Origin of the sequence: Williamsia sp. 1138, assembly GCF_002095435.2 — a bacterium.
Classification (GTDB): Bacteria; Actinomycetota; Actinomycetes; order Mycobacteriales; family Mycobacteriaceae; genus Williamsia.
In genome coordinates this window covers 1-25,249 of sequence record NZ_MJEJ02000031.1, presented here as the reverse complement: position 1 = coordinate 25,249, position 25,249 = coordinate 1, and the positions used below count along the sequence as shown (strand labels likewise).

The 25,249-nt window shown below is 65.0% G+C and carries 19 protein-coding genes and 1 other RNA gene; 12 read left to right on the top strand and 8 right to left on the bottom strand.

The features are described from left to right. The first annotated feature begins 26 nt into the window (after positions 1-26). Both BH683_RS05570 and BH683_RS05565 read left to right on the top strand, forming a co-directional pair. Positions 27-773 (top strand): C4-type zinc ribbon domain-containing protein, encoded by a 747-nt coding sequence (locus BH683_RS05570; RefSeq protein ID WP_084835284.1) that lies wholly within the window; start codon positions 27-29, stop codon positions 771-773. Then, entirely contained in the window at positions 770-1,891 is a 1,122-nt protein-coding gene (locus BH683_RS05565) for a bifunctional RNase H/acid phosphatase (protein WP_084835283.1), read from the top strand. Before BH683_RS05570 ends, BH683_RS05565 begins: the two co-directional genes overlap by 4 nt. A 67-nt stretch (positions 1,892-1,958) precedes the next feature. Here BH683_RS05565 and BH683_RS05560 read toward each other — a convergent pair whose 3' ends face one another. Continuing rightward, on the bottom strand, positions 1,959-3,269 hold the full coding sequence (locus BH683_RS05560; protein ID WP_084835282.1) for an NAD(P)/FAD-dependent oxidoreductase: 1,311 nt from the start codon (positions 3,267-3,269) through the stop codon (positions 1,959-1,961). A 133-nt stretch (positions 3,270-3,402) separates the two neighbouring features. Here BH683_RS05560 and BH683_RS05555 point away from each other — a divergent pair, with 133 nt between their 5' ends. Next, entirely contained in the window at positions 3,403-4,287 is an 885-nt protein-coding gene (locus BH683_RS05555; protein ID WP_084835281.1) for a LysR family transcriptional regulator, read from the top strand. A 7-nt stretch (positions 4,288-4,294) separates the two neighbouring features. Here BH683_RS05555 and BH683_RS05550 read toward each other — a convergent pair whose 3' ends face one another. Next, the gene (locus BH683_RS05550) at positions 4,295-5,545 is read right to left on the bottom strand and encodes an SLC13 family permease (RefSeq protein ID WP_084835358.1); all 1,251 of its coding nucleotides are present in this window, start codon (positions 5,543-5,545) and stop codon (positions 4,295-4,297) included. 72 nt (positions 5,546-5,617) lie between these two features. Between BH683_RS05550 and rnpB the strand changes: the two genes are divergently transcribed. Further along, positions 5,618-6,029, top strand: an RNA gene (gene rnpB / locus BH683_RS05545) — RNase P RNA component class A. A 36-nt stretch (positions 6,030-6,065) separates the two neighbouring features. Then, positions 6,066-7,484: an RNB domain-containing ribonuclease gene (locus BH683_RS05540; protein ID WP_084835280.1), complete on the top strand. Its 1,419-nt coding sequence runs from the start codon at positions 6,066-6,068 to the stop codon at positions 7,482-7,484. Here the strand turns inward: BH683_RS05540 and BH683_RS05535 are convergent. From BH683_RS05535 to panB, 3 genes are all read right to left on the bottom strand, one after another. Continuing rightward, on the bottom strand, positions 7,462-8,982 hold the full coding sequence (locus BH683_RS05535; protein ID WP_084835279.1) for a CYTH and CHAD domain-containing protein: 1,521 nt from the start codon (positions 8,980-8,982) through the stop codon (positions 7,462-7,464). The genes BH683_RS05540 and BH683_RS05535 overlap by 23 nt on opposite strands. A 1-nt stretch (position 8,983) precedes the next feature. Then, positions 8,984-9,964 carry a prolyl aminopeptidase gene (pip, locus tag BH683_RS05530; protein ID WP_084835278.1) on the bottom strand — a complete coding sequence of 327 codons (981 nt, stop codon included), beginning with the start codon at positions 9,962-9,964 and terminating at the stop codon, positions 8,984-8,986. 107 nt (positions 9,965-10,071) lie between these two features. Next, positions 10,072-10,938 carry a 3-methyl-2-oxobutanoate hydroxymethyltransferase gene (gene panB, locus BH683_RS05525; protein WP_084835277.1) on the bottom strand — a complete coding sequence of 289 codons (867 nt, stop codon included), beginning with the start codon at positions 10,936-10,938 and terminating at the stop codon, positions 10,072-10,074. Positions 10,939-11,104: 166 nt separating this feature from the next. On the opposite strand from panB, the gene BH683_RS05520 reads away from it, so the two are divergent. The 4 genes from BH683_RS05520 to BH683_RS05505 all read left to right on the top strand — a co-directional run bounded on the left by BH683_RS05520 (position 11,105) and on the right by BH683_RS05505 (position 18,215). After that, positions 11,105-12,694, top strand: a complete 1,590-nt coding sequence (locus tag BH683_RS05520) for an alpha/beta hydrolase (protein ID WP_084835276.1) — start codon at positions 11,105-11,107, stop codon at positions 12,692-12,694. An 85-nt stretch (positions 12,695-12,779) separates the two neighbouring features. Continuing rightward, positions 12,780-14,123 carry a type I glutamate--ammonia ligase gene (gene glnA, locus BH683_RS05515; protein ID WP_084835275.1) on the top strand — a complete coding sequence of 448 codons (1,344 nt, stop codon included), beginning with the start codon at positions 12,780-12,782 and terminating at the stop codon, positions 14,121-14,123. Between the two features lie 103 nt (positions 14,124-14,226). Further along, entirely contained in the window at positions 14,227-17,238 is a 3,012-nt protein-coding gene (locus BH683_RS05510) for a bifunctional [glutamine synthetase] adenylyltransferase/[glutamine synthetase]-adenylyl-L-tyrosine phosphorylase (protein ID WP_084835274.1), read from the top strand. Continuing rightward, positions 17,235-18,215 carry an endonuclease/exonuclease/phosphatase family protein gene (locus BH683_RS05505; protein ID WP_084835273.1) on the top strand — a complete coding sequence of 327 codons (981 nt, stop codon included), beginning with the start codon at positions 17,235-17,237 and terminating at the stop codon, positions 18,213-18,215. The genes BH683_RS05510 and BH683_RS05505 overlap by 4 nt, the downstream gene beginning before the upstream one ends. Here the strand turns inward: BH683_RS05505 and BH683_RS05500 are convergent. Further along, positions 18,190-18,780, bottom strand: coding sequence for an FKBP-type peptidyl-prolyl cis-trans isomerase (locus BH683_RS05500; protein WP_084835272.1), 591 nt, complete (start codon positions 18,778-18,780; stop codon positions 18,190-18,192). The two genes, BH683_RS05505 and BH683_RS05500, sit on opposite strands and share 26 nt — an antisense overlap. A 107-nt stretch (positions 18,781-18,887) precedes the next feature. Here BH683_RS05500 and BH683_RS05495 point away from each other — a divergent pair, with 107 nt between their 5' ends. Together BH683_RS05495 and BH683_RS05490 are read left to right on the top strand one after the other, a co-directional pair. Next, the gene (locus BH683_RS05495; protein ID WP_084835271.1) at positions 18,888-21,083 is read left to right on the top strand and encodes a DUF2254 domain-containing protein; all 2,196 of its coding nucleotides are present in this window, start codon (positions 18,888-18,890) and stop codon (positions 21,081-21,083) included. Between the two features lie 219 nt (positions 21,084-21,302). After that, positions 21,303-22,187, top strand: coding sequence for an extracellular solute-binding protein (locus BH683_RS05490; protein WP_246833204.1), 885 nt, complete (start codon positions 21,303-21,305; stop codon positions 22,185-22,187). Between the two features lie 22 nt (positions 22,188-22,209). Here BH683_RS05490 and idi read toward each other — a convergent pair whose 3' ends face one another. Together idi and glnA (BH683_RS05480) are read right to left on the bottom strand one after the other, a co-directional pair. Then, entirely contained in the window at positions 22,210-22,725 is a 516-nt protein-coding gene (gene idi / locus BH683_RS05485) for an isopentenyl-diphosphate Delta-isomerase (RefSeq protein WP_084835270.1), read from the bottom strand. 260 nt (positions 22,726-22,985) lie between these two features. Next, positions 22,986-24,419 (bottom strand): type I glutamate--ammonia ligase, encoded by a 1,434-nt coding sequence (gene glnA, locus BH683_RS05480; protein WP_084835269.1) that lies wholly within the window; start codon positions 24,417-24,419, stop codon positions 22,986-22,988. 255 nt (positions 24,420-24,674) lie between these two features. Here glnA (BH683_RS05480) and BH683_RS05475 point away from each other — a divergent pair, with 255 nt between their 5' ends. Next, positions 24,675-25,142, top strand: a complete 468-nt coding sequence (locus BH683_RS05475) for an RDD family protein (RefSeq protein ID WP_084835268.1) — start codon at positions 24,675-24,677, stop codon at positions 25,140-25,142. The last annotated feature ends 107 nt before the right edge of the window (positions 25,143-25,249 follow it).

The window sequence follows — 25,249 nt, the reverse complement described above, 5'->3', positions numbered from 1 at the left end:
GACAGCAGAGGAATGAAGAGACACTGGTGAAAGCAGACCCGGCCGCCCAACGATTGATGTTGGACATCGCCGACATCGATTCCGAACTCTTGCGTATCGATCACCGGCGGGCGATGCTGCCCGAGAACGCCGAGTTGGCGGCGCTCGGCGAGCAGTTGCAGACGCAGCGCGACGAAGCGGTGCGTGCGCAGATCGCGGCCGAGGATCTGCTTCGCGAGTCGCGTCGGCTCGACAACGAGATCACGTCGATGTCGTTGCGTGAGCAGAAAGACAACCAGCAGCTCGCAGCGGGCAACCTTCCGGCGAAAGCGTTGAGCGAGTTGGAACATGAGGTCGCCGGTCTGATCAGGCGGCGCTCGATGCTCGAAGACGAGATGCTCGAGGTGATGGAGCAGCAGGAGGCGGTGTCGGCCGACGAGCAACGTGCCTCGGCGATGACCAACCATTCGGAGCGGCAGATCGAGGATGCCACCGCGCGACGCGACGTCGCCCTCGAGAAGATTGCTCAGGACGAGGCCGAGGCGACGGCCAAGCGCGCCGCTCTGATCGCGAATGTCGACCCTGCCCTCCTGGCCATCTACGAACGCCAGGTGAGTCATGGTCAAGTAGGGGCCGGATTACTGCGTGCCGGGCGCTGCGGCGCGTGCCGGATGGAACTGGACCGCGGCCTGATCGGTCGTATCACCGCGACAGCGAGCGACGAGGTCGTCCGGTGCGACGAGTGCGGCGCCATCCTGGTCCGGACCCACGAATCCGGTCTGACGTCGAAATGAGAGCCGTGGTCGAGGCCGATGGCGGCTCGCGGGGCAACCCCGGCCCGGCCGGATACGGCGCTGTGGTCTTCTCTGGAGATCGTTCGGCGGTTCTGGCCGAGCGCAAGGAAGCGCTGGGCATCGCGACGAACAACGTTGCCGAGTACCGCGGACTGATCGCAGGCCTGGCCGCCGCCGCCGAGGTCGGGGCCGACGAGGTGCAGGTCCGCATGGACTCCAAACTCGTGGTCGAACAGATGTCCGGACGATGGAAGATCAAGCATCCGGACATGATTCCGCTCGCGGCGGAGGCCAGGCAGTTGGTCGGCAGGTTCGCGAGCGTCGATTTCCACTGGATCCCCAGAGCTCAGAACTCGCATGCCGACCGGCTGGCGAACGAGGCCATGGATGCGGCGGCAGGGTTGGTGAGTCCGGCAGCCGAAGCTCCGCAACCGGACGAGAAGGTCAAGCCCTCTCCGGGGTGGACCGGGGCGCGCGGCGAACCCACGCGACTGCTGCTGCTGCGGCACGGTCAGACGCCACTGTCGGTGGAACGACGCTATTCCGGCCGTGGCAATCCGGAGTTGACGGAGCTGGGTCGTGAGCAGGTCGCTCGCGCAGCGAAGCGGCTCGCCGCCCGCGCGCAGCGCGACGCCGGTGGTCCCGGTATCGCCGCGGTCGTGTCCTCGCCGTTGTCCCGCGCACGTGCGACGGCTGAGGCCGCCGCTGCCGAGCTGGGCCTGCCGGTGCAGATCCACGAGGGACTCACCGAGACTGACTTCGGCTCCTGGGAGGGTCTAACGTTCGGTGAGGCGGCAGAGCGCGATCGTGAGCTGCACACCACGTGGATGGGTGACACCTCTGTGGCGCCGCCGGGTGGCGAGAGCTTCGACGCCGTCACGCAGCGCGTGTTGGACGTGCGATCTGAACTGATCGATCGTTACGCCGGGGGTGAGGTGCTCGTCGTCTCTCACGTCACGCCGATCAAGGTGACGCTGCGTGATGCACTGGGTGTCGGTTCGTCGTTCTTGTATCGCATGCACCTGGACCTGGCGTCGTTGAGTGTTGCCGAGTTCTACCCCGACGGTGGTGCGTCGGTCCGCCTCGTCAACGACACCAGCCATCTCGGCGAGTTCTGACCTCACACGCCGACGCGCCCGCACCCGAGGGAAACTCGAGTGCGGGCGCGCCGGTTGAGCGTCGGTGTCAGCTCGCCTTGGGCTGGCGTCTGGACTCCGCTTCGATCTTGTCGGCCTGTGCGAAGCCCGGCCGGTTGCTGCCGATGAAGGCGAACAACCACGACGCGATGGCGGCGAAGCGGTTGCGGAAGCCCACCAGATAGAACAGGTGCACGGCCAGCCAGGTCAGCCACGCGATGAATCCACCGAAGCGAACCCGTTCATTGAGCGCGACGACTGCGCTGAACCGGTTGATCACCGACATGCTGCCCTTGTCGAAGTACTCGAAGGCGGTGCCCGGGAGCTTCTTTCGGCTGATCACATCTGCTGCATGGCGGGCCTGCTGCATCGCGACCGGGCTCTGGCCCGGGTATCCGTTCAGCGAGGTCATGTCACCGATCGCGTAGACGTTGGCGTATCCGCCCACGGTCAGATCCTGGTTGATCAGGAGTCTGCCCGCCCTGTCGGTCTCGCTGCCGGTTGCCTTCGCAAGTACCGCCGCGAACGGGCTCGCCTGCACGCCGGCCGACCAGACGACGGTGTCCGCGGCGATGCGCCGGGTGGCCGCGCCGCCGACCTTGATGGTGACGCCGTCTGAATCCATCTCTGTGACAAGCGAATCGAGTAGTACCTCGACACCGCCGCGTTCGAGTGCCTTCTTGGCGTAGGCGGAGAGCGAACCACCGTAGACAGGAAGGGCGTTGCCTGCGCCTTCTACGAGATACACCGACACATCGTCGAGTTTGTAGTACCGCGTGGCGAGTTCGCGGATCTGGCCTGCGACCTCGACTCCGGTCGGGCCTGCGCCGACGACGACGAAGCTCAGTAGGCGACGACGCAGGTCGGCGTCGTCGGTCTTGGCCGCCTCCTCGAAGCATCGGCGGATCTGGGTGCGCAAGTTCGTGGCGTCGTCGATCGTCTTGAGCGAATACGAGTAGTGCGCGAACTCGTCGCGTCCGAAGTACGACTGCGTGGCACCGGTCGAGGCGATCAGATAACGAAACGAGATGGTCTGGGTCGGGCCTTCGTGGCGGTACCGCAGAATCCCGGCATCGGGATCCACCTCGGTGACGGTGCCGAGGACGACCTCGACGTTGCGGTGCTTGCGCAGGATCCCGGCGACATCCGGTGCGATCTCTTCACTGTTCAACACACCGGTCGCCACCTGGTAGAGCAGCGGTTGGAACAGATGCTCAGGGGTGCTGGAGATCAACGCGACGCGCAGGCCGGTCTTGGCCAGCTTCTGAGCAGCTGTCAACCCGCCGAATCCCGATCCGACGATGGCCACGTCGACGTCCAGCTGGGTGGGAACGCTGTGAGGTGCGGGCATTGTGTTCATGATCCTTTTATCTCCTGTTGGCGACTACTGCCTAGTACAGCGCGCACCTAACAACAAGTAATCCCTTATCAGCGCCTGATCAAACACATTGTTCAGATAGAACTTATCTGCATCGCTCATATATCCTGGTGGCGTGGAACTACGCCAGCTGACCTACTTCGTCACCGTCGCCGAGGAGCTGAGCTTCAGCAGGGCTGCGGCGCGATGCTTCATCTCGCAATCGGCGATTAGTCACCAGGTGGCGCGCCTGGAGCACGAACTCGGCGCCAAACTGATCGAGCGTTCGACCAGGCTCGTGCGGCTCACCGACCTCGGGGCCCAGGTGCTTCCGCTGGCGCAGCAGATGCTGCAGATCGAGTCGATGATCACCGCCACCGCCCGTACCCCCAGCGGCCGCGTCCGGATGGCGGCGAACATGTCGTTCGCCCAGCAGTCGCTGGCAGCCATCGCGCAATTGCGGAATGAGCACCTCGACGTCGAGATCGAGTTCATCATCAAGAGCTTCGACCAACGTATCGAAGCGGTCCTGGGTGGCGACGTCGACCTGGCACTCATCCGCGGTGGTCTCGATCGGCCTGGTCTGGCGGTACAGCAACTCTGGGTCGACGACCTCGTGGTGGCGATGTCGCAGAGTCATCCCCTTGCCGGTGCCGATGAGGTGGGGTTGGCAGAACTCGGTGGTTACCCGTTGCTGCTGCCCTCGGCCCGCGACCAGGTGCTGTTGCACAACGTGATTCGCGACGCCTTCGATCGACATGGGCTCGAACGGCCGCGGCAGGCGCCACCGTTGCCGGTTGATCACACCGCGACCATGGAACTGCTCAATCACCCCGAGGAGTGGACGGTCCTCTATGAGCGCACCCCGTTGGCGGGGATCGCGTTCACCCGCGATCGGGAGCGCGCGCTGCGGGTGTCGGTCTCAGCGGTCGTGAGATCGCCCGCCGCGCACTCGGAGATCGTCGGCGACCTGATCGCGGCGCTGCAGTCGGTGCGCAGCGCGATGCCGGGTCACGACTGATCCACGCTCAGGTCACGGCCCACAACGCGACCACCGACATCACCAGGGTGACCGGCACGGTGGCCAGTCCGACGACCGTGAACTCCCGCACGGTGACCTGCTGTCCATCATGCTGAACCAATTTGAGCCACAACAGATTTGCCAACGAACCCAGGTAGGTCAGGGTAGGTCCGATGTTGACCCCGAGGAGCATGGCCAGCACCAGCGGTGCCGGGGCGCCCGATCCCAACGCGGCCAGCATCAGCAATGCAGCGGGGATGTTGTTGATCAGATTCGCGATGACCGCCGAGATCGCGGCCACAACGAGGAGATCGGACAACCCGGTGCCGCTCGGCAAGATGTCTGCGAGGCCGCTGCCGATCCCGCCGTCGGAGATGCCCGCGACCAGGACGCCGAGTGCGAACACGAACAGCAGGAAGCCGGGTTTGGCCGACAGGGCGAGTGTCAGCGGTGAACTCGTCTTTGCGTGCAGCGCCAGGGCGGCCATCACGACGGCTCCGACCACCGCGCACCACACCGGCTCGATGCCGACCACCGAGCTGAGCCCGAAGGAGACGAGGGTGATGGCCAGCAGCGCCAACGGCAACCGGGGTGCGGGACCGGGATCTTCGATGTGATCGGGATGCGGGCGCTCACGGAGATCGCCGCGGAAGAAGAGGCAGAACACCACGAACTCGACCGCGAGGGTGATCAGCCACGGTAGCGCCATCAGCAGGGTGAACTCGACGAACCCGAGCCCGGTGGCCGCGAATGCGAGCAGGTTGGTGAGGTTGGAGACAGGCATCAACGTCGACGCCGAATTGGCCAGGGTCACCGTGGCGTAGCTGTATGGCCGCGCCGAGACCCGCAGGGTGCGTGTCATCGACAGCAGCACCGGGGTCAGCAGCAGTACGGTCGCGTCGAGACTGAGCGCAGCGGTGGTCAGCGCCGCGGCGCCGAACACCAAGGCCAGCAGCCGATGACGGTTCGGGCGTGTGTCGCCGGGCGATGGTGAGGCCCGCCGGGCGATCACCGCTGCGAGCCAGGTGAACACGCCCAGGACCGAACAGGCATAAGACAGCACCAGCAGCGCCGCGAGGAACAGCACCGTCGACGCGAGTGCGGAGATCTCGGACCAGGCCCGATCGACATCCACGACCCCGGCAGCGACGACAGCGAGGGCCGCGGGCACCGCGACCGTCGCCTCGGGAAGGCCTCGTGGACGCCACACGGCAAATCCCAGGGCCGCCACCAGCAGCACCAATGACACGACATCCACGCGTTGATTGTTCACTGCGCCGGGTCGCGGGTGCGAACCGCAGTCGGGGAGAACGTAGAGTGATGGAGCGAACGAGCCGGCCGGGCGGCCGCGATCGTGGGAACAGTCGCTTCAAAGCGCACCTGCCCACGGTCGAGGAAAGTCCGGACTCCACAGAGCAGGGTGGTTGCCAACAGCAACCCGGGGTGACCCGCGGGACAGTGCCACAGAAAACAGACCGCCGGTGCAAGTCGGTAAGGGTGAAACGGTGCGGTAAGAGCGCACCAGCACCACGGGTGACCGTGGTGGCTCGGTAAACCCCACCCGGAGCAAGGTCGAAGGCCGCACCCAACCGGTGCGGCTGCGCAGGCGTTCGAGGGCTGCTCGCCCGAGCCTGCGGGTGGACCGCTCGAGGTACCCGGTGACGGTGTGCCCAGATGGATGGCCGCTACCGCCCACCGTGAGGTGGGCGGCACAGGATCCGGCTTACAGGTCGGCTCGTTCGCCCCGGACCGATTCCGCGCCCGATAGTCTGGGGCCTGTGCAACGCAGACTTCGCGCCGCAGACATAGATTTCGGCTCCATTCGGACCGACCTGGGGCTGTCCGAGGAGTTCGGTGCCGCGGCCCAGCACGAGGCAGAGACCGCCGTCGACCGCTTCGCCGACAGTCGAATCGATCGCACCGACCTCGCATTGGTGACCATCGATCCACCCGGTTCGGTGGACCTCGATCAGGCCGTGCACATCGCCCGGGATGGCGACGGTTTCGTCGTGCACTACGCGATCGCAGATGTGGCGGCTCTTGTGGTGCCGCAGGGCGCCCTCGACCAGGAGACCAGGCGACGCGGACAGACCATCTACTTCCCGGACGGCAACGTGCCCCTGCACCCTCGGGCCCTGTCGGAGAACACCGGTTCGTTGCTCCCCGAACAGGTCCGACCCGCGGTGCTCTGGCGCATCGTCGTCGATGCCGAGGCGACCCCGGTGTCGGTGGACCTGGCCAGGGCGCGGGTGAAGTCGGTGGCGCGACTGGACTATGCGGGCGTCATGGCCGACCACGCCGCCGGCACCCTGCACCCCTCGATCGCGGCGCTGCCCGATTTCGGTGAGCTGAGGCAGAGGTTGTCGATCAGCCGGGGAGCCATCGAGCTCGGTCTGCCCGAGCAGGATGTGGTTCGCGACGCCGACGGCAATTGGGAGCTGTCGGTGCAACCGAGGACTCGTGCAGACATGTGGAACTCGCAGGTCTCCTTGCTGACGGGTATGTGCGCGGGCGCACTCATGCTCGGCCACGCGGTCGGCTTGCTCCGAACGCTGCCCGACGCGCAGGACGGCGAGGTCGCGGCTCTGCGCACAGCGGCGGCCGCCCTGGGCGTGCCGTGGTCCGAATCGGTCTCTCCCGGAGCATTCCTGGCGGGGCTCGATCCCCAGGCCCCCACTACGCTCGCGCTGATGTCAGACGCCACCACGCTGCTCCGCGGCAGTGACTATCTGGCTCTATTGGGGGAGATCCCGGCGGACGCGGTGACCACCCACGGCGGAATCGCGGGAGTGTATGCCCACGTCACCGCACCTCTGCGCCGGTTGGCGGACCGCTTCGCCACGGAGGTGTGTCTGGCGTTGCATGCGGGCGAGCCGGTGCCCGAGTGGGTGCTCGCGGCGTTGCCGACCCTGCCCGAGATCATGCGCAGTTCGGGTGCCGTTGCAGGACGGGCGGACCGGGCGGGACTAGACCTCGCCGAGGCGATCCTGCTCGCAGACCGGGTGGGCGAGACGTTCTCGGCCACCGTCCTGCACCCGAAACGGGGCAAACGCCCCGCCCGGATCTTCATCGCCGAACCCCCCGTTTTCGCAACCTGCATCGGGGACCCGGCCGAGGGCAGTCAGATCTCGGTGCGACTGACCAGCGCCGATACGCATGGCCCCACTCTTGTGTTCACAGCCGAGACTTCGCCTTGAGGTATTCACGCATCGCGGTCTCGGCAGCCGCCTGCTCGCGGGCATCCAGGCGGCCGTAGACGAACGCGTCGGCCACCGAGATGCCGGAACCCCCGGCCAATTGAGCGAGGTGTTCGCGACTGACCTCGGCATCGTGGAAGTCGCCGAGAGCGGCCTGCTCCTGCTTGGCCTGCTTCGCGATCTTGCTGTATTTCTTGGTGCCCAGCCGGTCAGCCGAATCTGTGGTGTAACGCAACTGTTTTGCCCGCTTGCGGATGGTGTGCAACTGCTCGATCCACTCCGCGGACTCGACAGCGAGCCCCTGGAGCTTTCGCTGCGCTTTACGCACCCGCTTGGCACTGCGCGCGACCGCTTCGTCGAGGGCCTTCGCAGCAGTGAGATCGGCGTCCGGTCCTGGCTGGGGTTCGGCCACGGTGCTGTCGAGTTCGTTGAGGAGCTCGTAGTACCTGGTGGACCTGAGGTATTCGAGAACCACCTCGACGGTGGATCCGCAGGTCCTGATCTGGTCGTCGATCAACGCCGCGACGATGGTGGCGGGTGCGGACTCACCTTCGAGCAGGTGGCGATTGCGCTCGAGCTGGACTTCGGCATCACGAGCGTCGCCGAGAATGCTTGCCAGGTGCTTCAACTCGCCTTCGAGGTGTCCGATCACGTCGCCGTGCAGCACTTCGGGGAAGGATCGCAGAACGCTGCGGGCGCGCCGGGTCGCAACCCGCATCTGGTGCACCGAGTCCGGCGCGTCGACCCGCACCAGCGGGTCCTGGGCGATGAGATGGTCCCGGTGTTCGGCGAGCTCCGAGATCACCAACTCGAGCGCCGACAGCTTCTTCGCTGACGACTTCTTTCCTTGCTTGGTCGAGTCGCTGCCGGTCGGGGTCGGTCCAATGGCTCGAGCCAGTTTCGACGCACTCGACGCGGTTCGCGCTCCACTGCTCCGCAGCACCTTGTCCGCTGCCTTCAGCAACTTCTCGTCGCCTGCCACGAGTTCGAGTTCCCACTCGTTCCAGGTCTGTGCGTGACCACCCGGCAACAGCGACTGGGTGGCGACGCTGTCCTCACAGAGAACGGCGAGGACCTCGCCGGCGGCATCGTGCAGTTCGGTGATGCGCCGGACGGTCGAGATCGTGGCAATAGGGGACAGCCGTCGACCACGCACATGGACCTGGACATGGTCGGTGAGCTCGGTCGGGACCAATACCTCGGAAAATGGGTCGGCGGCCGTTTCCAATCCGACCTGCATCTCTCGGCGTCCGGGCCCTGCGGAGGTGGCCGGACGTTTGAGATGCCATCCCTCGTCGTGGCCGCCCTCGCGGCGTCGGAGGGTGATCTTGTTGCCCGCGAGGTCGAGGGCGTCGGTGTCGTAGTACGTGGCGTCCAGATGCTCGACGACCGGACCTGTAACCGAATGCACCGCTTCGAGAACGGTGAGATCCGGCACCGACGCGCCGGCGTTCAAGTCGTATTTGAGCTCGATCTCCAGGGCCTCGTGCGCGGTCAACTCAGTGTCCTTTCTCAGCGGCGGCAAGACCTGCAAAGCGGTCCGTCGCCTCGATCAGATGATGGCGGATCCCGACCTCGAACGACGCATGCCCGGCGTCGTCCACGATGTGCAGGTCGGCGATGGGCCACGCGCGGTGCAGGTCCCAGGCGCTGCGGGCGGGGCACACCACGTCGTAGCGCCCCTGCACGATCACGCCGGGGATGTCCTTGATCAGATGCGCATCGGTGAGCAGCTGTCCTTCGTCGAGGAAGCCTCGATTCTGGAAGTAGTGATTCTCGATCCCGGCGAACGCCAGTGCGTACCGATCGGATTCGGACCCGTCGTCGTCTTGGGCTTGCGGCAGAAGATAACTCGTGGACTTCTCCCAGGTCGTCCAGGCCACCGCGGCTCGAGTTGCCGCAGTCCGGTCGCTGCCGGTGAGCAGTCGGTGGTAGGCCTCGACGAGATCACCCTCACGATCGCCGGTCGGGATGGGCTCGAGATAGCCCTCCCAGAGATCGGGATAAATGTTGGCAGCGCCTCCGTTGTAGTACCAGTCGATCTCGCTGCGGCGCAGCAGGAAGATCCCGCGCAGTACCAGCTCGGTGACCCGCTCGGGATGGCGTTGGGCGTAGGCGAGACCAAGGGTCGAGCCCCAGGATCCACCGAAGACCTGCCAGCGCTCGATGGAGAACTCCGCGCGCAGCTTTTCCATGTCGGAGATCAAGTGGTCGGTGGTGTTGACCGAGAGGTCGGCGCCGTCGGCGATGTGAGGCGTCGACTTACCGCAGCCGCGCTGGTCGAAGAGGATGATCCGGTAGGCGTCGGGGTTGAAGAATCGCCGTTGGGCCGGCGCCGTGCCGCCGCCTGGTCCGCCGTGCACGAAGATCGCAGGCTTACCGGCAGGGTTGCCGCTCTGTTCCCAGTAGATCTGTTGTCCGTCACCGACATCGAGGTGGCCGGCGGCGAAGGGTTCGATCGGTGGATAGAAGTCGCGCATGTGTCCACTATGCCCGTCCCGTGATCCACGGACCCGAAAGTGGTGGGTTCTGGTGATGCCGAGCTGGGTGAACGCTCGCCGGAACCCACCACGATCGGGCTTCCGGGTCAGTAGCTGTGCTCGGGTCCCGGGAAGGCGCCGCGACGCACCTCGTCGTTGTATTGTTCTGCCGCACGGCGCAATTCGCCGCCGACGTCGGCGTACCGCTTGACGAACCTGGCGGTCTTGCCGTGGGTGAAGCCGGCCATGTCCTGCCAGACGAGGACCTGGGCATCGGTTTCGTTGCCTGCCCCGATGCCGACGGTGGGGATGGTGAGCTTGCGGCTGATCTGGCCCGCGAGATCGGCGGGGACCATCTCCATGACGACGGCGAAGGCGCCGGCCTCCTGCACGGCGATCGCGTCGTTGATCAGCTGGTCGCCGGCGTCGCCGCGGCCTTGGACCCGGAAGCCCCCGAGCCCGTTGACGCTCTGCGGGGTGAAGCCGATGTGGGCCATGACCGGGATACCGGCGGCGGTGAGGGTCGCGATCTGGTCGGCAACCCGCTCTCCACCTTCGAGCTTGACGGCGTGGGCGCCGCCTTCTTTGAAGAATCGGATGGACGATTCCAGAGCCTGCTGCGGACCTGCTTCATAGCTGCCGAAGGGCAGGTCGGCGACGACCAGGGCATGCGGGGCGCCCTTGACGACTCCGCGGACGAGCGGGAGGAGCTCGTCGATGCTGACGGGGATGGTGGTGTCGTACCCGTAGACGACGTTGGCGGCGGAGTCTCCGACCAGAAGGACCGGGATCTGCGCCTCGTCGAAGATGCGGGCACTGGAGAAGTCGTAGGCGGTGAGCATGGACCACTTCTCACCTTCGGCCTTCATCTGGGCCAGATGGTGCACGCGGGTCACGCGGCGTCGGGCGGAATCGGCTGCGCCGGCCGAATCACTTGCCGAATGCGCAGCACCATAAACCGGATTCTCAGACATCGTTGTCTCTTTCGTGCCTCGAGTCCTGCATCAGCAGGTACCCGGGTGGGTGGATGACCCCACCAGTGTGGCACCGGGATGTCCACCGGGAAACAGCAGGTAGCTGTGCAATTTGTCACATCATGGGACGCGATCGGTCGACCGCGCCGGCGGGCCCCGTGGCACGATGTGCCTGGTGAGCAGGCGAAGGCGACCGCGGGTGCGGCAATGGTTGGGCGTGACCGGTGCCGTGCTGGTGGTGATGGTGGGATCGGCGTGTACCGAGAGCGTCGACGGGCAGCCCGAGGACGCCACGTTCAGTGTCGGCGCCGGGCCGGCCCCGAACCTCGACCCGTTCTACGGTCAGACGATCCGCTGGGAATCGTGTGCCGACTATGCAGACCAGGAGACGACCGGCTACCCGGAGGACCGCAGCGACTGCGCGACGATCACCGTGCCCGTGGACTACGAGAACCCCGACGGCGGCGCCGCGGAGATCGCGGTCTTCCGGGTCCGCGCGTCCGGTGACAAGGTGGGGTCGCTGTTGATGAATCCCGGTGGTCCCGGAGCGTCAGGAGTCGAGTTCATGGCCGGGCAGGCGCAGACCTTCGGAGACCTCGACCTCGGCGAACGATTCGACCTGATCGGCTTCGATCCTCGAGGGATCGGCAAGTCGACGCCGCAGATCCGTTGCTTCACTGCGCAGGAGCGCGATGACGAGCGAGCCGAGACGTTGGTCGACATGAGCCCTGCCGGCATCGCCGAGATCGAAGCGCAGAACAAGGCTGACGCCGACAAGTGCGCGCAGCGGGTCGGTACCGACTTTCTCGCGCATGTCGGAACCGTCGACGTGGCCAAGGACATGGACGTGCTGAGGGCGGCGCTCGGCGACGACCAACTCAATTACCTCGGTTATTCCTACGGCACCAGGATCGGGGCTGCATACGCCGAGCAGTTCCCGACCCGGGTCCGGGCGATGGTCAACGACGGCGCGGTCGACCCCTCCGCCAACCCGGTCGACGAGAACATCCGGCAACTCGCCGGCTTCCAGTCGACGTTCGACGCATTCGCGGCCGACTGCATCACGCGCGGCGGTTGTGCCCTCGGCGACGACCCCGCCACGGCGACCGCACGGTTCCAGGAACTGACCAGGCCGCTCATCGACAGGCCCGCGCGCACGGCAGACGGCCGTTCCCTGACCTACGACGACGCGATGACCGGAGTCGCGCAGGCCATGTACTCGGGCGCGTTGTGGGAGCCGTTGCGCGAAGCGCTGACCGAACTCGCAGGCGGTCGGGGAGACACCCTGCTGCGATTGGCGGACCTCTACGAGGGACGGGACGCGGCCGGCGAATACAGCAACAGCTCGGACGCGTTCACGGCGATCCGTTGCGTCGACGACCCGCGACTGACCGAACAGGCCGAGATCGACCGGCTCGAGGTCGAGGGTCGCCGCGCCGCGCCGTTCACCGATGACGGACGCGGCACCGGCACGGGTGCCCGCGATGTGTGCGCATTCTGGGCCGTACCGCCCACCAGCACTCCGCACGATCTGAACATCCCGAATCTGCCCACGACTGTTGTCATCTCGACAACCAACGACCCCGCGACCCCTTACCAGGCCGGGGTTGATCTCGCAGCGCAGTTGGGGGCCCGACTGATCACTTTCGAGGGTGCTCAGCACACGGCGTCTCTGGAGGGCCACGAATGTGTCGACGACGCAGTCACCGACTACTTCGTGAATCTCACACTGCCGGACGAGGGCCTCAAATGCTGAGATTTTCGCCAGAAATGCGCAGGATATTCTGGTTGAAGCGCGCACGTAACATGCATTTAACAGGGCGCTCCTAGGCTCCGATGTCATGGATCGCCAAAAAGAATTCGTGCTCCGGACGCTCGAAGAGCGCGACATTCGTTTTGTTCGTCTGTGGTTCACCGACGTACTCGGATATCTGAAGTCGGTTGCCATCGCACCGGCCGAGCTCGAGGGCGCTTTCGCCGAGGGCATCGGCTTCGACGGATCCGCCATCGAGGGCTTCTCGCGGGTCTCGGAGGCGGACACCATCGCCAAGCCAGACCCCTCGACCTTCCAGATCCTGCCGTGGACGACCAGCACGGGCAGGCACCATTCCGCCAGGATGTTCTGCGACATCGTGATGCCCGACGGGGAACCGTCGTGGGCGGACTCTCGGCACGTGCTCCGGCGTCAGCTCAACAAGGCGGCCGACCAGGGCTTCAGCTGCTACGTCCATCCCGAGATCGAGTTCTTCCTGCTCAAGAACCCGCCGACCACCGACGGTTCGGTCCCGATCCCCGCCGACAACGGCGGTTACTTCGATCAGGCCGTCCACGACTCGGCACCGAACTTCCGTCGGCACGCCATCGAGGCCCTCGAGTCGATGGGCATCTCCGTCGAGTTCTCACACCACGAGGGAGCACCCGGTCAGCAGGAGATCGACCTCCGCTATGCCGACGCGTTGTCGATGGCCGACAACGTGATGACCTTCCGCTACGTGGTCAAAGAGGTCGCGATCGCAGAGAACGTCTGGGCGACGTTCATGCCGAAGCCCTTCAGCGAATACGCCGGGTCGGCAATGCACACCCACATGAGCCTGTTCGAAGGCGACACCAACGCCTTCCACAACCCGGACGATCCGATGGCGCTGTCGGACACGGGTAAGCAGTTCATCGCGGGCATCCTGCATCACGCCGACGAATTGAGTGCCATCACCAACCAGTGGGTCAACAGCTACAAGCGTCTGATCCACGGTGGGGAGGCCCCGACAGCGGCGAGCTGGGGTGCGGCGAATCGTTCCGCGCTGATCCGGTTGCCGCTCTACACCCCGAACAAGGCGTCGTCGCGGCGTATCGAGGTCCGCAGCCCAGACTCGGCCTGCAACCCCTACCTGACCTTCGCGGTGCTGCTCGCTGCCGGACTCAAGGGCATCAAAGAGGGATACGAACTCCCCGAGCACGCCGAGGACGACGTCTTCTCGCTCACCTCGGCCGAGCGTCGGGCGATGGGCTACAAGGAACTGCCCGGCTCCCTGGCCGAGGCGTTGACCAAGATGGAGAAGTCCGAACTGGTCGCCGAGGCGGTGGGCGAGCACGTCTTCGAGTACTTCCTGCGGAACAAGTGGGCGGAGTGGACCGAATACCGTAGCCACGTGACGCCGTTCGAGCTCAAGAACTACCTGTCCCTGTAGTCGCTGCCTCTTATCGGTCACTGGCGGTCCCGGCCCGGAATCGGTGCTGCCGGGTTGGTGGGTTGATGGTGCTCGTCAGAACCAGACCAGTACCTTTACACCTGTGACACCACCTGCGTCCCGCTCTCGCGTACCCGGCGTCGGCCGGTTGGGTCTTCTCGAGTCGACCGCTCCGAATGACCTGGCCACACTCGGCTGGAACGAGGAGAAGTGCGTCGACCTGCTGTGGTCGCTGTCGCGGGCACCCAGCGCCGACATCGCGTTGCGTGCGTTGGTCCGGTTGCGGGCGGCCGTGGGCCCCGACTGGAACGAGATCGACGACCTCCTGCGCACCGATCGCCGATTCCGCGGACGTCTGTTCGCGGTGCTGGGATCCTCGACCGCACTGGGTGATCATCTCGTCGCCGAAACCCACGCGTGGCGGCTGTTGACCCGTGAAGACCTGCTCGATGTCGATGAAGTGCGGAGCACGATGCTGGGCGCGGTCTCGGCGCAGCCCGAACCGGGCCACGAAGACAACGACAATTTGATCTACCGGGCAGAACTGACCGGCCCCAAGGCCATCATCGCGCTGCGGCTGGCTTATCGCGATCTGCTGCTGCAGGTCGCTGCCCGGGATCTCGCACCCACCGTCGAGGACGAGCCGGTGCTGCGGTTCGGCGAGGTCAGCAACTTCTTGGCCGAGCTCGCCGACGCAGCACTCACCGCAGCGCTGGCGGTGGCGATCGCCGAGGTCTGCGGCGACAAACCGTTGACGGTCAGGCTTGCCGTCATCGCGATGGGCAAATGCGGTGCACGCGAACTCAATTACGTCAGTGACGTCGACGTCATCTTCGTCAGCGAACCAGCCGATGGCCAGACCAGCCGCATCGCGGGAGAGATGATGCGGGTCGGGTCGATGGCGTTCTTCGAGGTCGACGCGGCGCTGCGACCGGAAGGCAAGGCCGGCGCCCTGACCCGCACCCTCGAGTCGCACCTGACCTATTACCGGCGCTGGGCCAAGACCTGGGAGTTCCAGGCGTTGCTGAAAGCCCGCCCGATGACCGGTGACATGGAGCTCGGGCGCGCCTACGTCGACGCGGTGAGCCCGATGGTCTGGGAGGCCTCCGAGCGCGAGGACTTCGTCATCGATGTCCAGGCGATGCGTCGTCGCGTCGAGGAGATGCTGCCCGAAGACCTTCGTGAGCGCGAGATCAAGCTCGGCCGGGGCGGCCTGCGCGATGTCGAGTTCGCGGTGCAACTCCTGCAGATGGTGCATGGCCGCGTCGACGAGACGCTACGGGTGAAGAGCACGGTCGAAGCGCTCACGGTCTTACGCGATGGCGGTTACATCGGTCGCGATGACGGTGCCAATCTTGTTGCCTCGTACGAGTTCTTGCGTCTGCTCGAGCATTGCTTGCAGCTCCAGCGGCTCAAGAGGACTCACACCCTGCCCGAGTTCGACGACATCGAGGCGATGCGGTGGCTGGCGCGTGCGGCACACATCCGCCCGACCGGTGACCTCGATGCGGGTGGGGTCCTGCGGGAAGAGATCCGCAGGCAATCCCACCGGGTCCGTCGCCTCCACGAGAAGCTGTTCTATCGCCCGTTGCTCGAGGCGGTGACCCGTTTCGACAAAGACGAATTGCGACTGTCCGACACCTCGGCGATTCGCCGGCTGGGGGCCCTCGGATACGGCAAACCGGAGAACGCTCTCGGGCACCTCAAGGCACTCGTGTCCGAGGCGGGCCGAAAAGGCCAGATCCAGGAGCTGTTGCTCCCGACCTTGCTCGAATGGTTGAGTCGCACACCCGATCCCGACGCAGGGCTACTGAACTACCGCAGGCTCTGTGATGCCGCGGCCGACCGGGACTGGTTCCTGCGACTGCTGCGTGACGAAGGCGTTGTGGCAGAACGGCTCATGACCGTGCTGGGTACGTCTGCGTACGCGGCCGAACTTCTCATGCGCTCGCCGGATGTGATCCGGCTGTACGCCGACGGAGCACGGGGACCGAAGCTCGTCGAGGTCGATCCACAGGACGTCGTGGGAGGCATGGTCGCCTCGGCCATCCGCCAGCGCGACCTCAAGGCCTCCATCTCGGTCGCGCGTTCTCATCGGCGTTTCGAACTCGCCAGGGTCGCGTCTGCGGACATCCTCGGCATGCTCGACGTACCCGAGGTCTGCCGAGCCCTGTCGCTGGTCTGGGCCGGTGTGCTCAATGCTGCGTTGACGGTCGTCACCAATGCCTCTGTCGCCGAACGCAAGTCGCCCGCACCCGCCACGATGGCGGTGATCGGGATGGGTCGTCTCGGCGGCGGTGAACTCGGCTACGGTTCCGACGCCGACGTGCTCTTCGTCTGCGATCCCGTCGAGGGCGCCGATGACGCCGAAGCCGTTCGCTGGGCCAACACCATCGCCGAGCGGGTGCGGTCGCTGCTCGGAACACCCAGCTCCGATCCGCCCCTCGAGGTCGACACCGGACTGCGGCCGGAAGGGCGCAATGGCCCGGTGGTACGTACGTTGGCCGCCTACGCGGCCTACTACGAGCAGTGGGCGCAGGCCTGGGAAATCCAGGCGCTGTTGCGGGCACACCAGGTCGCGGGCGACGAAGAGCTCGGAGTCGCGTTTCTGCACATGGCCGATCAGATTCGTTACCCGGCCGGGGGAGTGTCCGCGGACGCGGTGCGCGAGATCCGCAGGATCAAGGCCAGAGTCGACTCGGAACGTCTGCCGCGCGGCGCCGATCCGGCCACTCACACCAAACTGGGCCGCGGTGGTCTGGCAGACGTCGAATGGACCGTGCAGCTTCTTCAATTGCGGCACGCACACAGGCTGCCGGCGCTGCACAACACGTCGACGCTCCAATGTCTCGACGCGATCGGTTCGGCTGAACTGCTGGCCCAGGACGACGTCCTCTTGCTGAAAGAGGCGTGGCTTACCGCCACCAAGGCGCGTAACGCGCTGGTGTTGGTGCGTGGCAAGCCGGTCGACCAGTTACCCGCACCCGGCAAGACCTTGCGAGCCGTGGCGTTCGTCGCCGGCTGGCATGACGACGACTCGGGGGAGTTCCTGGACAACTATCTGCGGGTCACTCGCAGAGCCAAGGCAGTGGTCCTCAAGGTATTCGGCGGGTGAAGCAGCGTCTCGCTCAGCGCGGAGCTGCCTTCAAGGTCTTCTACTTCATCGCGGTCGTGCTGGGGTGGGCGTTGCTCGCCGCGGTCATCGTCGCGATCTGGTTGCACTACTACCCCGGTAAAGGTCGCGCGTCGACGGCGTTCGCCAGCGCGGTGCCGTGGTTACTGCTGGCCGCGATCCCGGCGGTGATCATCCTCGCCGTCACCCGGCGCTGGATCTCCACCGTGCTGGCGGTGATCCTCCTCGGCGTCGGGATCTGGACTCAGGCACCTCTGCTCAAGGCCGCCGACGCGCCCGCCGGCGAGCGGATCACCGTGGTCACATCGAACATCACCTTGGGGGAGGGCAATGTCGATGACGTCGTCGCCGAGGTCAGATCGAGCGGCGCCGACCTGCTCACGGTGCAGGAGATCACTCCGGCGGCATTGGCCAGATTCGAGCAGACCGAACTGCGGAGCATGCTGCCCTATGAGTTCGTGGTGCCGGACGTCGGCGGCGTGGGCACCGGCATCTTCAGCCGCTTCCCGCTGCGTGATACCGCGCAGCTCAACGAATTCGGTCTGAACAACCTGCGAGCGGAGGTCGACCTGCCTGGTGCGCCGTCGACCACCGTGTATGCGGTGCATCCCATTCCGCCCTACCCATACGACCCCGATCGATGGGTGGGGGAGATGAAGCGGCTGCGCCAGACCGTCCACGCCACGACGACCGACCGGGTGATCGTCAGCGGCGATTTCAATTCGACCTGGGACCACGCCCAGTACCGGGCGTTGTTGGAGAACGGTTTTCGGGATGCCACCGAGCAGTCCGGCGGCATGTGGAAGATGACCTACCCGGCCGATCGCACTTTTCCGCCGGTCATCGCGATCGACCACGTGATCTCCCGCGGTTTCGTCGCAGCCGACCTGAATACTTTCGGAATAGGCGGTTCAGATCACCGCGGGCTGGTTGTCAGCCTTGTGCCGACAAGATCTTGATGGCGAAGATCAGGCTGTCGCCGGCTTCGATGCCTGCGGCGGGTTGCCCGGTGGCGTACCCGTCTGCCGATGACATGGCCACGCCGACGGTGGAGCCGACCTTCTGTCCGGCGATGGCCTTCTGGAAGCCGGGAATGACACCCGTGAGGGGGAAGTCGACGGGTGAACCGGTCTCGTAGCTGCTGTCGAACACATTGCCGTCGCGGCCGTTGACGCCCATGTAGCAGACGGAGACCTCTGCGGTCTCGGGTACGACAGCGCCGGTGCCCTCGGTCAGGGTCTGGACCTGGGTGGCGTCGACCGAGAACGGAGAGGACACGGTGACCTTGGGCGCGGCGGAGTCGGTGGACCCGGTGACCTCGACCGAACCGGTGGTGCCCTGAAGCGTCCATTCCGGCGCGACGTCGCCCGCGGGAGCTGCGGTCGGGCAGGTTGCCGCCGCGGCGGTGCCGGTCGCACCCGCGGTCGTCGACTCGGTGGTGTCCGAGGACTCGTCGGATCCGCAGGCGGCGAGAAAGAGCGCCGAGGAGGCGACGATGGTCAGGGACAGGCGCTTGAGAGTCATGATCGCAACTTACTTGAGCGTCCGTTGCCCAAACCAATCGCAGTCCTCGGCGATAGTGTTCACACAGTTGGCTGTCGTCGATGTGGTCCCGTGCGCGAGAGGTGAGCATGTACGAGTGGTTTGACCGCACCATCGTCGACACCGGCCGCCTGCCCCTGTTCTTCCTGTTGGTCGCGTTCGTACTGACGTTCCTGTTCATCCGGTTCAGCGTGCGGATGATCCGCGCCCAGGTGTCGTGGTGGCCAGGCAACGTGACACCCGGCGGCGTGCACATGCATCACGAGTTCTTCGGCGTCATCATGATGATGATCTCGGGGTTTTGCTTCGTCGCACTCGCCAGCTTTCACACCCCGATCGCCAACTGCGTTCTCGCTTCGATCTTCGGTATCGGAGCAGCACTGGTTCTCGACGAGTTCGCGCTGGTGCTGCATCTGCGGGATGTGTACTGGGAGGAAGAGGGACGGTCATCGATCGATGCGGTGTTCGTGGCGATCGCCGTGATCACCCTGTTCCTGATGGGATTGCGGCCCTTCGGGTTCGGTGGCGAACTCAACGACTACGAGAATGCGCCGGACACCGTTACTCGAGTGGTGGTGATCGTGGCGCTGGCCTTGTCGGCGGTATTGGCGACCATCACACTGCTCAAAGGCAAGCTCTGGACCGGTTTGATCGGCCTGTTCTTCCTGCCCTTGCTGATCATCGGTTCCATCCGGATCGGCAGGCCGGCGTCGCCGTGGGCCCGGTGGCGATACACCACCCGGCCTGGAAAACGGGAAAAAGCGATCCGCCGCGAGCAGCGTTATCGCGAGCCGATCGTACGGTGGAAGATCGTTGTGCAGGAGGCGGTCGCGGGTCGGTTCGGAATCCCGGACCATCCCGCGCCGATCCCTGTCGAGGTGGCGGTGCGCGAGCCGGGCGCCGGCGCCCCGAACCGAATGGCCACCGCGATCCGGTGGCGGCGCACCCGACACCGCCTGGGCATGATCCCGGTCTGGCGACTTCCCGCGGTATTGGTCTCGTTGTCGATCCTGGCGGCGCTGGTCGTCACCACCGTCGACGACACGTTTGTGATCGAGGGGATGGATGCGGGTTCGACGTCGACACTCCTCGGTGTGATCGCCGGCGCCATGGCCACCCTGACGGGTCTGGTCTTCACGGCGATCACCCTGGCCATGCAATTCGGTGCCTCGCAGATATCTGTCCGGGTGATCCCGGTGCTGCAGCAGGATCCCATCATGCGGTGGTCGATCGGAACGTTCTTGGCTACGTTCGTCTTCACCCTCATCACTGCCCTCGACATCGCCGAAGACAGCAATGATGTGCCGGCGCCCGGTCTGTCGACACTCTTGGCGCTCCTTGTCACGATCGCGAGTGTCTTCATGTTCATCGCACTCGTCGTCAAGGTGGGCAGTGTTTTGAATTCGTCGCAATTGTTGCGATGGATCGCCAACGAGGGACGCGGTGCGATCCGGCGGGTGTATCCCGTCGAGGCGACAGGGGATGTGGGCGACGAGCTACCGGTGGGGGTCGAACCGGAACCCGGTTCGCAGACAACCTTGATCCAGCTTCGTGAGATACCCAGTCAGGGAAGGGTCTTGATGGCCGTCGACCTGCAGCGACTGCAACGGCTGGCCATCGACTGGAATGTTCGCGTCGATCTGCTGATCGGGATCGGGGATTTTGTTGCGCACAATGCCGATGTGTTCGAGGTGCACGGTCCCGGCGATCGAGTGCGACCACACCACCTGCTCGGCACCCTGCTGTTCGGGGACACCCACAGGCCCTCGGTGAGTCCAGCTGCTGCGCTGCAATCGATCTCGGATATCGCGCTCAAGGCGCTGTCCCCGGCCATCAATGACCCCGGTCGTGCGGTGCAGGCCCTCGATCACGTCGAAGACCTCCTGCTGATGCTCGCTCCGCGGCTGCGCGTCGACCAGCAGTACGCGTCGTTGACTCTCGTCGGGGGCTACCGCCGTACGTGGGACGACTTCGTCGCCGTGGGCACCGACGAGATCCGTCATTACTCGTCGAATGCGGCGCAGGTGCAGCGCCGACTTCGGGCCCTGCTGCAGACCCTGCGAGAGCAATGTCCGCCCGATCAGCACGAACCCATCGACAACAGACTCCGGGCACTCGATGAGCAACTGGACCGCGACTGGGCATCGTCGTTCGATCGGTGGCTGGCCGGTGCTGCCGATCGGCAGGGGTATGGCTCGGAGGCGGGTTCTTCGGCGACGCGAAAAAGGTTGATCATAAAAACTCCGCCGCGCAATGACGCTCCATCTTGGGTCAACGACAAATAAATTCGCTACGGTGTATTTGTTGGTCTGAAAAGCCCGGAAAATCCCTTTTGAAGGATTGGAGATCGTGTGCCGCTGTTCAGGCGAGTCGTGTCGTTCGTAATTGTTTCGGGGTTACTCGCGGTCGCGGTTGCCTGCGGTGCCTCAGACAAGAATTCGGATGCGGAGGGCCGAGGATCGATACTCGTGTACTCGGGACGGGATGAAGGTCTGGTTGCCCCGATGATCGATCTGTTGAGTGGTGACCTGGATTTCACGGTGGACGTCGACTACACAGGCAACACCCATACGCAGGTGGGAAGAATGCTTGCCGAAGGCGACGACACTCCCGCGGAGGTCTTCTTCGGTCAAGATGCGGCCGCTCTCGGAATGCTGGATGAAAACGAGATGCTCGAGACGCTGCCTGACGACATCCTCGGAATGGTCCCTGCGCGATATCGATCCAGTAAGGGGACCTGGATCGCAACCTCCGCGCGGGAGCGGGTGCTCATCTTCAATTCTGCGCGGGTGACCGACGCCCAATTACCCGCAGGGATCGATGGACTGCTCGATCCGCGCTGGCGGGGCCAGATCACCTACGCACCGACGAACCCATCGTTCCAGTCGTTCGTCACGGCGCTGCGGGTCATGCGAGGCGACGATGCGGCTCGCCGATGGTTGACAAACTTCTTGGCCAACGACCCGATTGCTCTGCCCGACAACGGGTCTGTGGTGCAGGCGGTGACCTCCGGACAGGCAACCCTGGGGCTCACGAACCACTACTACTGGTATCCGCTCGCCCTCACCGGTGGCGCTGCCTCGTCAGTCGGACTCCACCGGTTCGCCGCCGGAGATCCGGGCGCACTCGTCAACGTCGCCGGTGCCGGAGTCGTCAAACATTCCGACAACAAAGCCCAGGCGATCGAGTTCCTGCGGGCGTTGCTGTCGGAGGGCGCGCAGGAGTACTTCGCGGACGAGGCGGCCGAATATCCCGTGGTGTCGGGGGTGACCTCGACGACCTACGAGCTGCCCCCGCTGGCGGAGGTTGCGGGGCTCGACATCGACCTAGACGAACTCGCGTCTGTGGCGCAGACCCGGACCATGTTGTCCGAGGTGGGGATGGTGTGACCTCGGCGGGTCGACGCCGAGCTCAGTAGAGTTCGCGGGCCTGCAGAACGAGCCAGGGACTGAATGCCCATGGTGCTGCGTCGATTGCGGTACGAAGCGCCGACGTGTGTACCCACCGGGTCTCCACGACTTCGTCCGGATTGGGCCGGAGGTCGCCTGCCAGGTCGGCTCGATAGACAGGACAGATCTCGTTCTCGACGATTCCCGACCCGTCGACCGCCCGATACCGGAAATCGGGAAGGGTCAGTGCGATCCGGTCGGTGCGGATGCCCAACTCGAACGAGGCTCGACGCACGACTGCGTCTTCCATGGCTTCTCCCGGTCCGGGATGCCCGCAGAACGAGTTCGTCCAGACCCCGGGCCAGGTGCTCTTGGCCAGAGCCCGCCGCGTCACCAGGACGCGGCCTTCCCCGTCGAACACATGACAGGAAAACGCAAGGTGCAGGGGAGTGGCACCGTCGTGGACGGTCGCCTTGGGGGCAACACCGATCGGCGTGCCGTCATCGGACACCAGGACGACCTGTTCGGCGGCCTGCATACGGTTGTACCTCTATCCGTTCGTTGATCGTCCCGGCCGACCCATCCGGTGATCGCCCCCCTGTGTACCCACCGTAGCGATGTCGGCACGCTCGTGCTCCGGGCGACTCCGTGAAGAGGTCAGTGGCGATGCCGCCGAAAGATCTGGAGAAAACAAATCCGCCCGCCTGGCCGAAGCCAAGCGGGCGGATTGTGTCTGGTCTACTGCAGATCAGACGTCCTTCGCCGGAGGCGGATCAGACGTCCTTCGCCGGAGGCGGATCAGACGTCGTAGTAGAGCGAGAACTCGTACGGGTGGGGGCGGATCTGCACCGGCTCGATTTCGTTCTCACGCTTGAACGAGATCCAGGTCTCGATCAGGTCCTCGGTGAACACGCCACCCTCGGTGAGGTATTCGTGATCCTCTTCGAGGCGATCGATGACCGCACCGAGTGACGTGGGGGCCTGCGGGATGCCCTTTGCTTCCTCGGGCGGGAGCTCGTAGAGATCTTTGTCGACGGGCTCGTGCGGCTCGATCTTGTTCTTGATGCCGTCCAGGCCGGCCATCATCATCGCGGCGAACGCCAGGTACGGGTTGCCCGAGCTGTCCGGGCAGCGGAACTCGAGGCGCTTGGCCTTCGGGTTGTTGCCGGTGATCGGAATACGCACGCAGGCACTGCGGTTGCGCTGGCTGTAGACCAGGTTGATGGGTGCCTCGTAGCCGGGCACCAGACGCTTGTACGAGTTCACCGTCGGGTTCGTGAACGCCAACAGTGACGGCGCGTGGTGCAGGATGCCGCCGATGTAGTGGCGGGCCAGATCCGACAGTCCCGCGTAGCCGGCCTCATCGTGGAAGAGCGGCTTGCCGTCCTTCCACAGCGACTGATGGGCGTGCATGCCCGAGCCGTTGTCACCGAAGAGTGGCTTGGGCATGAAGGTGACGGTCTTGCCGTTCTGCCATGCGGTGTTCTTCACGATGTACTTGAACAGCTGAACGTCGTCGGCTGCGTGCAGCAAGGTGTTGAACTTGTAGTTGATCTCGGCCTGTCCGGCGGTGCCGACCTCGTGGTGGCCGCGCTCGAGGATGAACCCTGCGGTCTGCAGGTTGGTCGAGATCTCGTCACGCAGGTCCACGTAGTGGTCGTACGGGGCGACCGGGAAGTAGCCACCTTTTTGGCGGACCTTGTAGCCGAGGTTCGGGCTGCCGTCGGGGTTGGTCTGCGAGCCGGTGTTCCACCAGCCCGACTCCGACTCGACGCGGTAATGGGTCTCGTTGATCTCAGAACTGAACGAGACGGAGTCGAAGATGTAGAACTCGGCTTCGGCACCGAAGAAGCAGGTGTCGGCGATGCCGGTGCTGGCCAGGTAGTCCTCGGCCTTGCGCGCGATGTTGCGCGGGTCGCGGCTGTAGGCCTCGCGGGTGAACGGGTCGTGCACGAAGAACGTGACGTTCATCGTCTTCGCCTTACGGAAAGGATCGATGCGCGCGGTCGCGGGGTCGGGCAGCAGCATCATGTCCGACTCGTCGATCGACTGGAATCCACGGACAGACGATCCGTCGAATGCCAGACCGTCTTCGAAGACGCTCTCGTCGAACGCCGATGCCGGGATCGAGAAGTGCTGCATCACTCCCGGGAGATCACAGAACCGGATGTCGACGTACTCGACTCCCTCGGCCTTGATGCCCTCGAGCAGTTCTTCCTTTGAGTTGTACACCTGCGGGTGGCTCCTTCACTTGTGCCCAATTGCTGCCAGCACCCCATGTTGATGGATGTTGCAAGGCCTGGCGATTGTCCTTCTCCACTCTAGAGTGGCGGATCATCAACGCTGACCGTATTGACGCCAGGTTGCTGGCCAGATACTTCGGTGTTTCGCCTGTGTTACGTACGCAAATCGCCACGGCAACGATTGTGAGATCGCGCACGACGACATCGCAGTGTCTCACTCTGTGCGACACCTATCATTGATGGCATGGGAAGAATCACCGGATCGTGGCTGTCGGGTCCGCAGGCGGCGCTGCAAGACGGCGCCGACGTCGGCGAGTACCGCGGAGAGAAACTCGGTCTGCCCGAATCCGGCGCAGGCGCGCTGGCCTCGTCCTGGCATCGCTGTCTCGGACTTCTTGCGGACTGGTTGATGTGCGGCGGCATCTCGCTGCTGTTCGTCCAGGACCTACAGTCGTCGTCGTTGTCGACGATCGTGTTGGGCGTCTGGTTCATCATCGGCGTCGGTACCGTCACCACCTTCGGCTTCACGCCGGGACAATTCCTCACCGGTATGCGCGTGGCCCGCGTGGACGGCGGGGAGAGGGTCGGTTTCGTACGGGCCTTGATTCGTCAGGCACTGATCGTCTTCCTGGTGCCCCCGCTGATCAACGATCAGGACGGTCGCGGCATGCACGACCGGGCGACCGGAACCGCGCTCCTACGCACACGCTGAAGCCGGCACAGACAGAAACACCCGTTCGAGTCAAAAACACCTGCTTGACGGAAGTTGTCAACCTGTCTGAGACAGGTGTGGGTTCGATTGTTCGGCCTGTTCGGCCG

What these genes read in the sequence shown, in the direction of transcription:
- BH683_RS05565 (WP_084835283.1), top strand. Translation starts at nt 770, where the DNA reads ATGAGAGCCGTGGTCGAGGCCGATGGCGGCTCGCGGGGCAACCCCGGC.
- BH683_RS05560 (WP_084835282.1), bottom strand. Translation starts at nt 3,269, where the DNA reads ATGAACACAATGCCCGCACCTCACAGCGTTCCCACCCAGCTGGACGTC.
- pip (WP_084835278.1), bottom strand. Translation starts at nt 9,964, where the DNA reads ATGCGCGACTTCTATCCACCGATCGAACCCTTCGCCGCCGGCCACCTC.
- panB (WP_084835277.1), bottom strand. Translation starts at nt 10,938, where the DNA reads ATGTCTGAGAATCCGGTTTATGGTGCTGCGCATTCGGCAAGTGATTCG.
- BH683_RS05520 (WP_084835276.1), top strand. Translation starts at nt 11,105, where the DNA reads ATGTGCCTGGTGAGCAGGCGAAGGCGACCGCGGGTGCGGCAATGGTTG.
- glnA (WP_084835275.1), top strand. Translation starts at nt 12,780, where the DNA reads ATGGATCGCCAAAAAGAATTCGTGCTCCGGACGCTCGAAGAGCGCGAC.
- BH683_RS05500 (WP_084835272.1), bottom strand. Translation starts at nt 18,780, where the DNA reads ATGACTCTCAAGCGCCTGTCCCTGACCATCGTCGCCTCCTCGGCGCTC.
- BH683_RS05495 (WP_084835271.1), top strand. Translation starts at nt 18,888, where the DNA reads ATGTACGAGTGGTTTGACCGCACCATCGTCGACACCGGCCGCCTGCCC.
- BH683_RS05490 (WP_246833204.1), top strand. Translation starts at nt 21,303, where the DNA reads ATGATCGATCTGTTGAGTGGTGACCTGGATTTCACGGTGGACGTCGAC.
- idi (WP_084835270.1), bottom strand. Translation starts at nt 22,725, where the DNA reads ATGCAGGCCGCCGAACAGGTCGTCCTGGTGTCCGATGACGGCACGCCG.
- BH683_RS05475 (WP_084835268.1), top strand. Translation starts at nt 24,675, where the DNA reads ATGGGAAGAATCACCGGATCGTGGCTGTCGGGTCCGCAGGCGGCGCTG.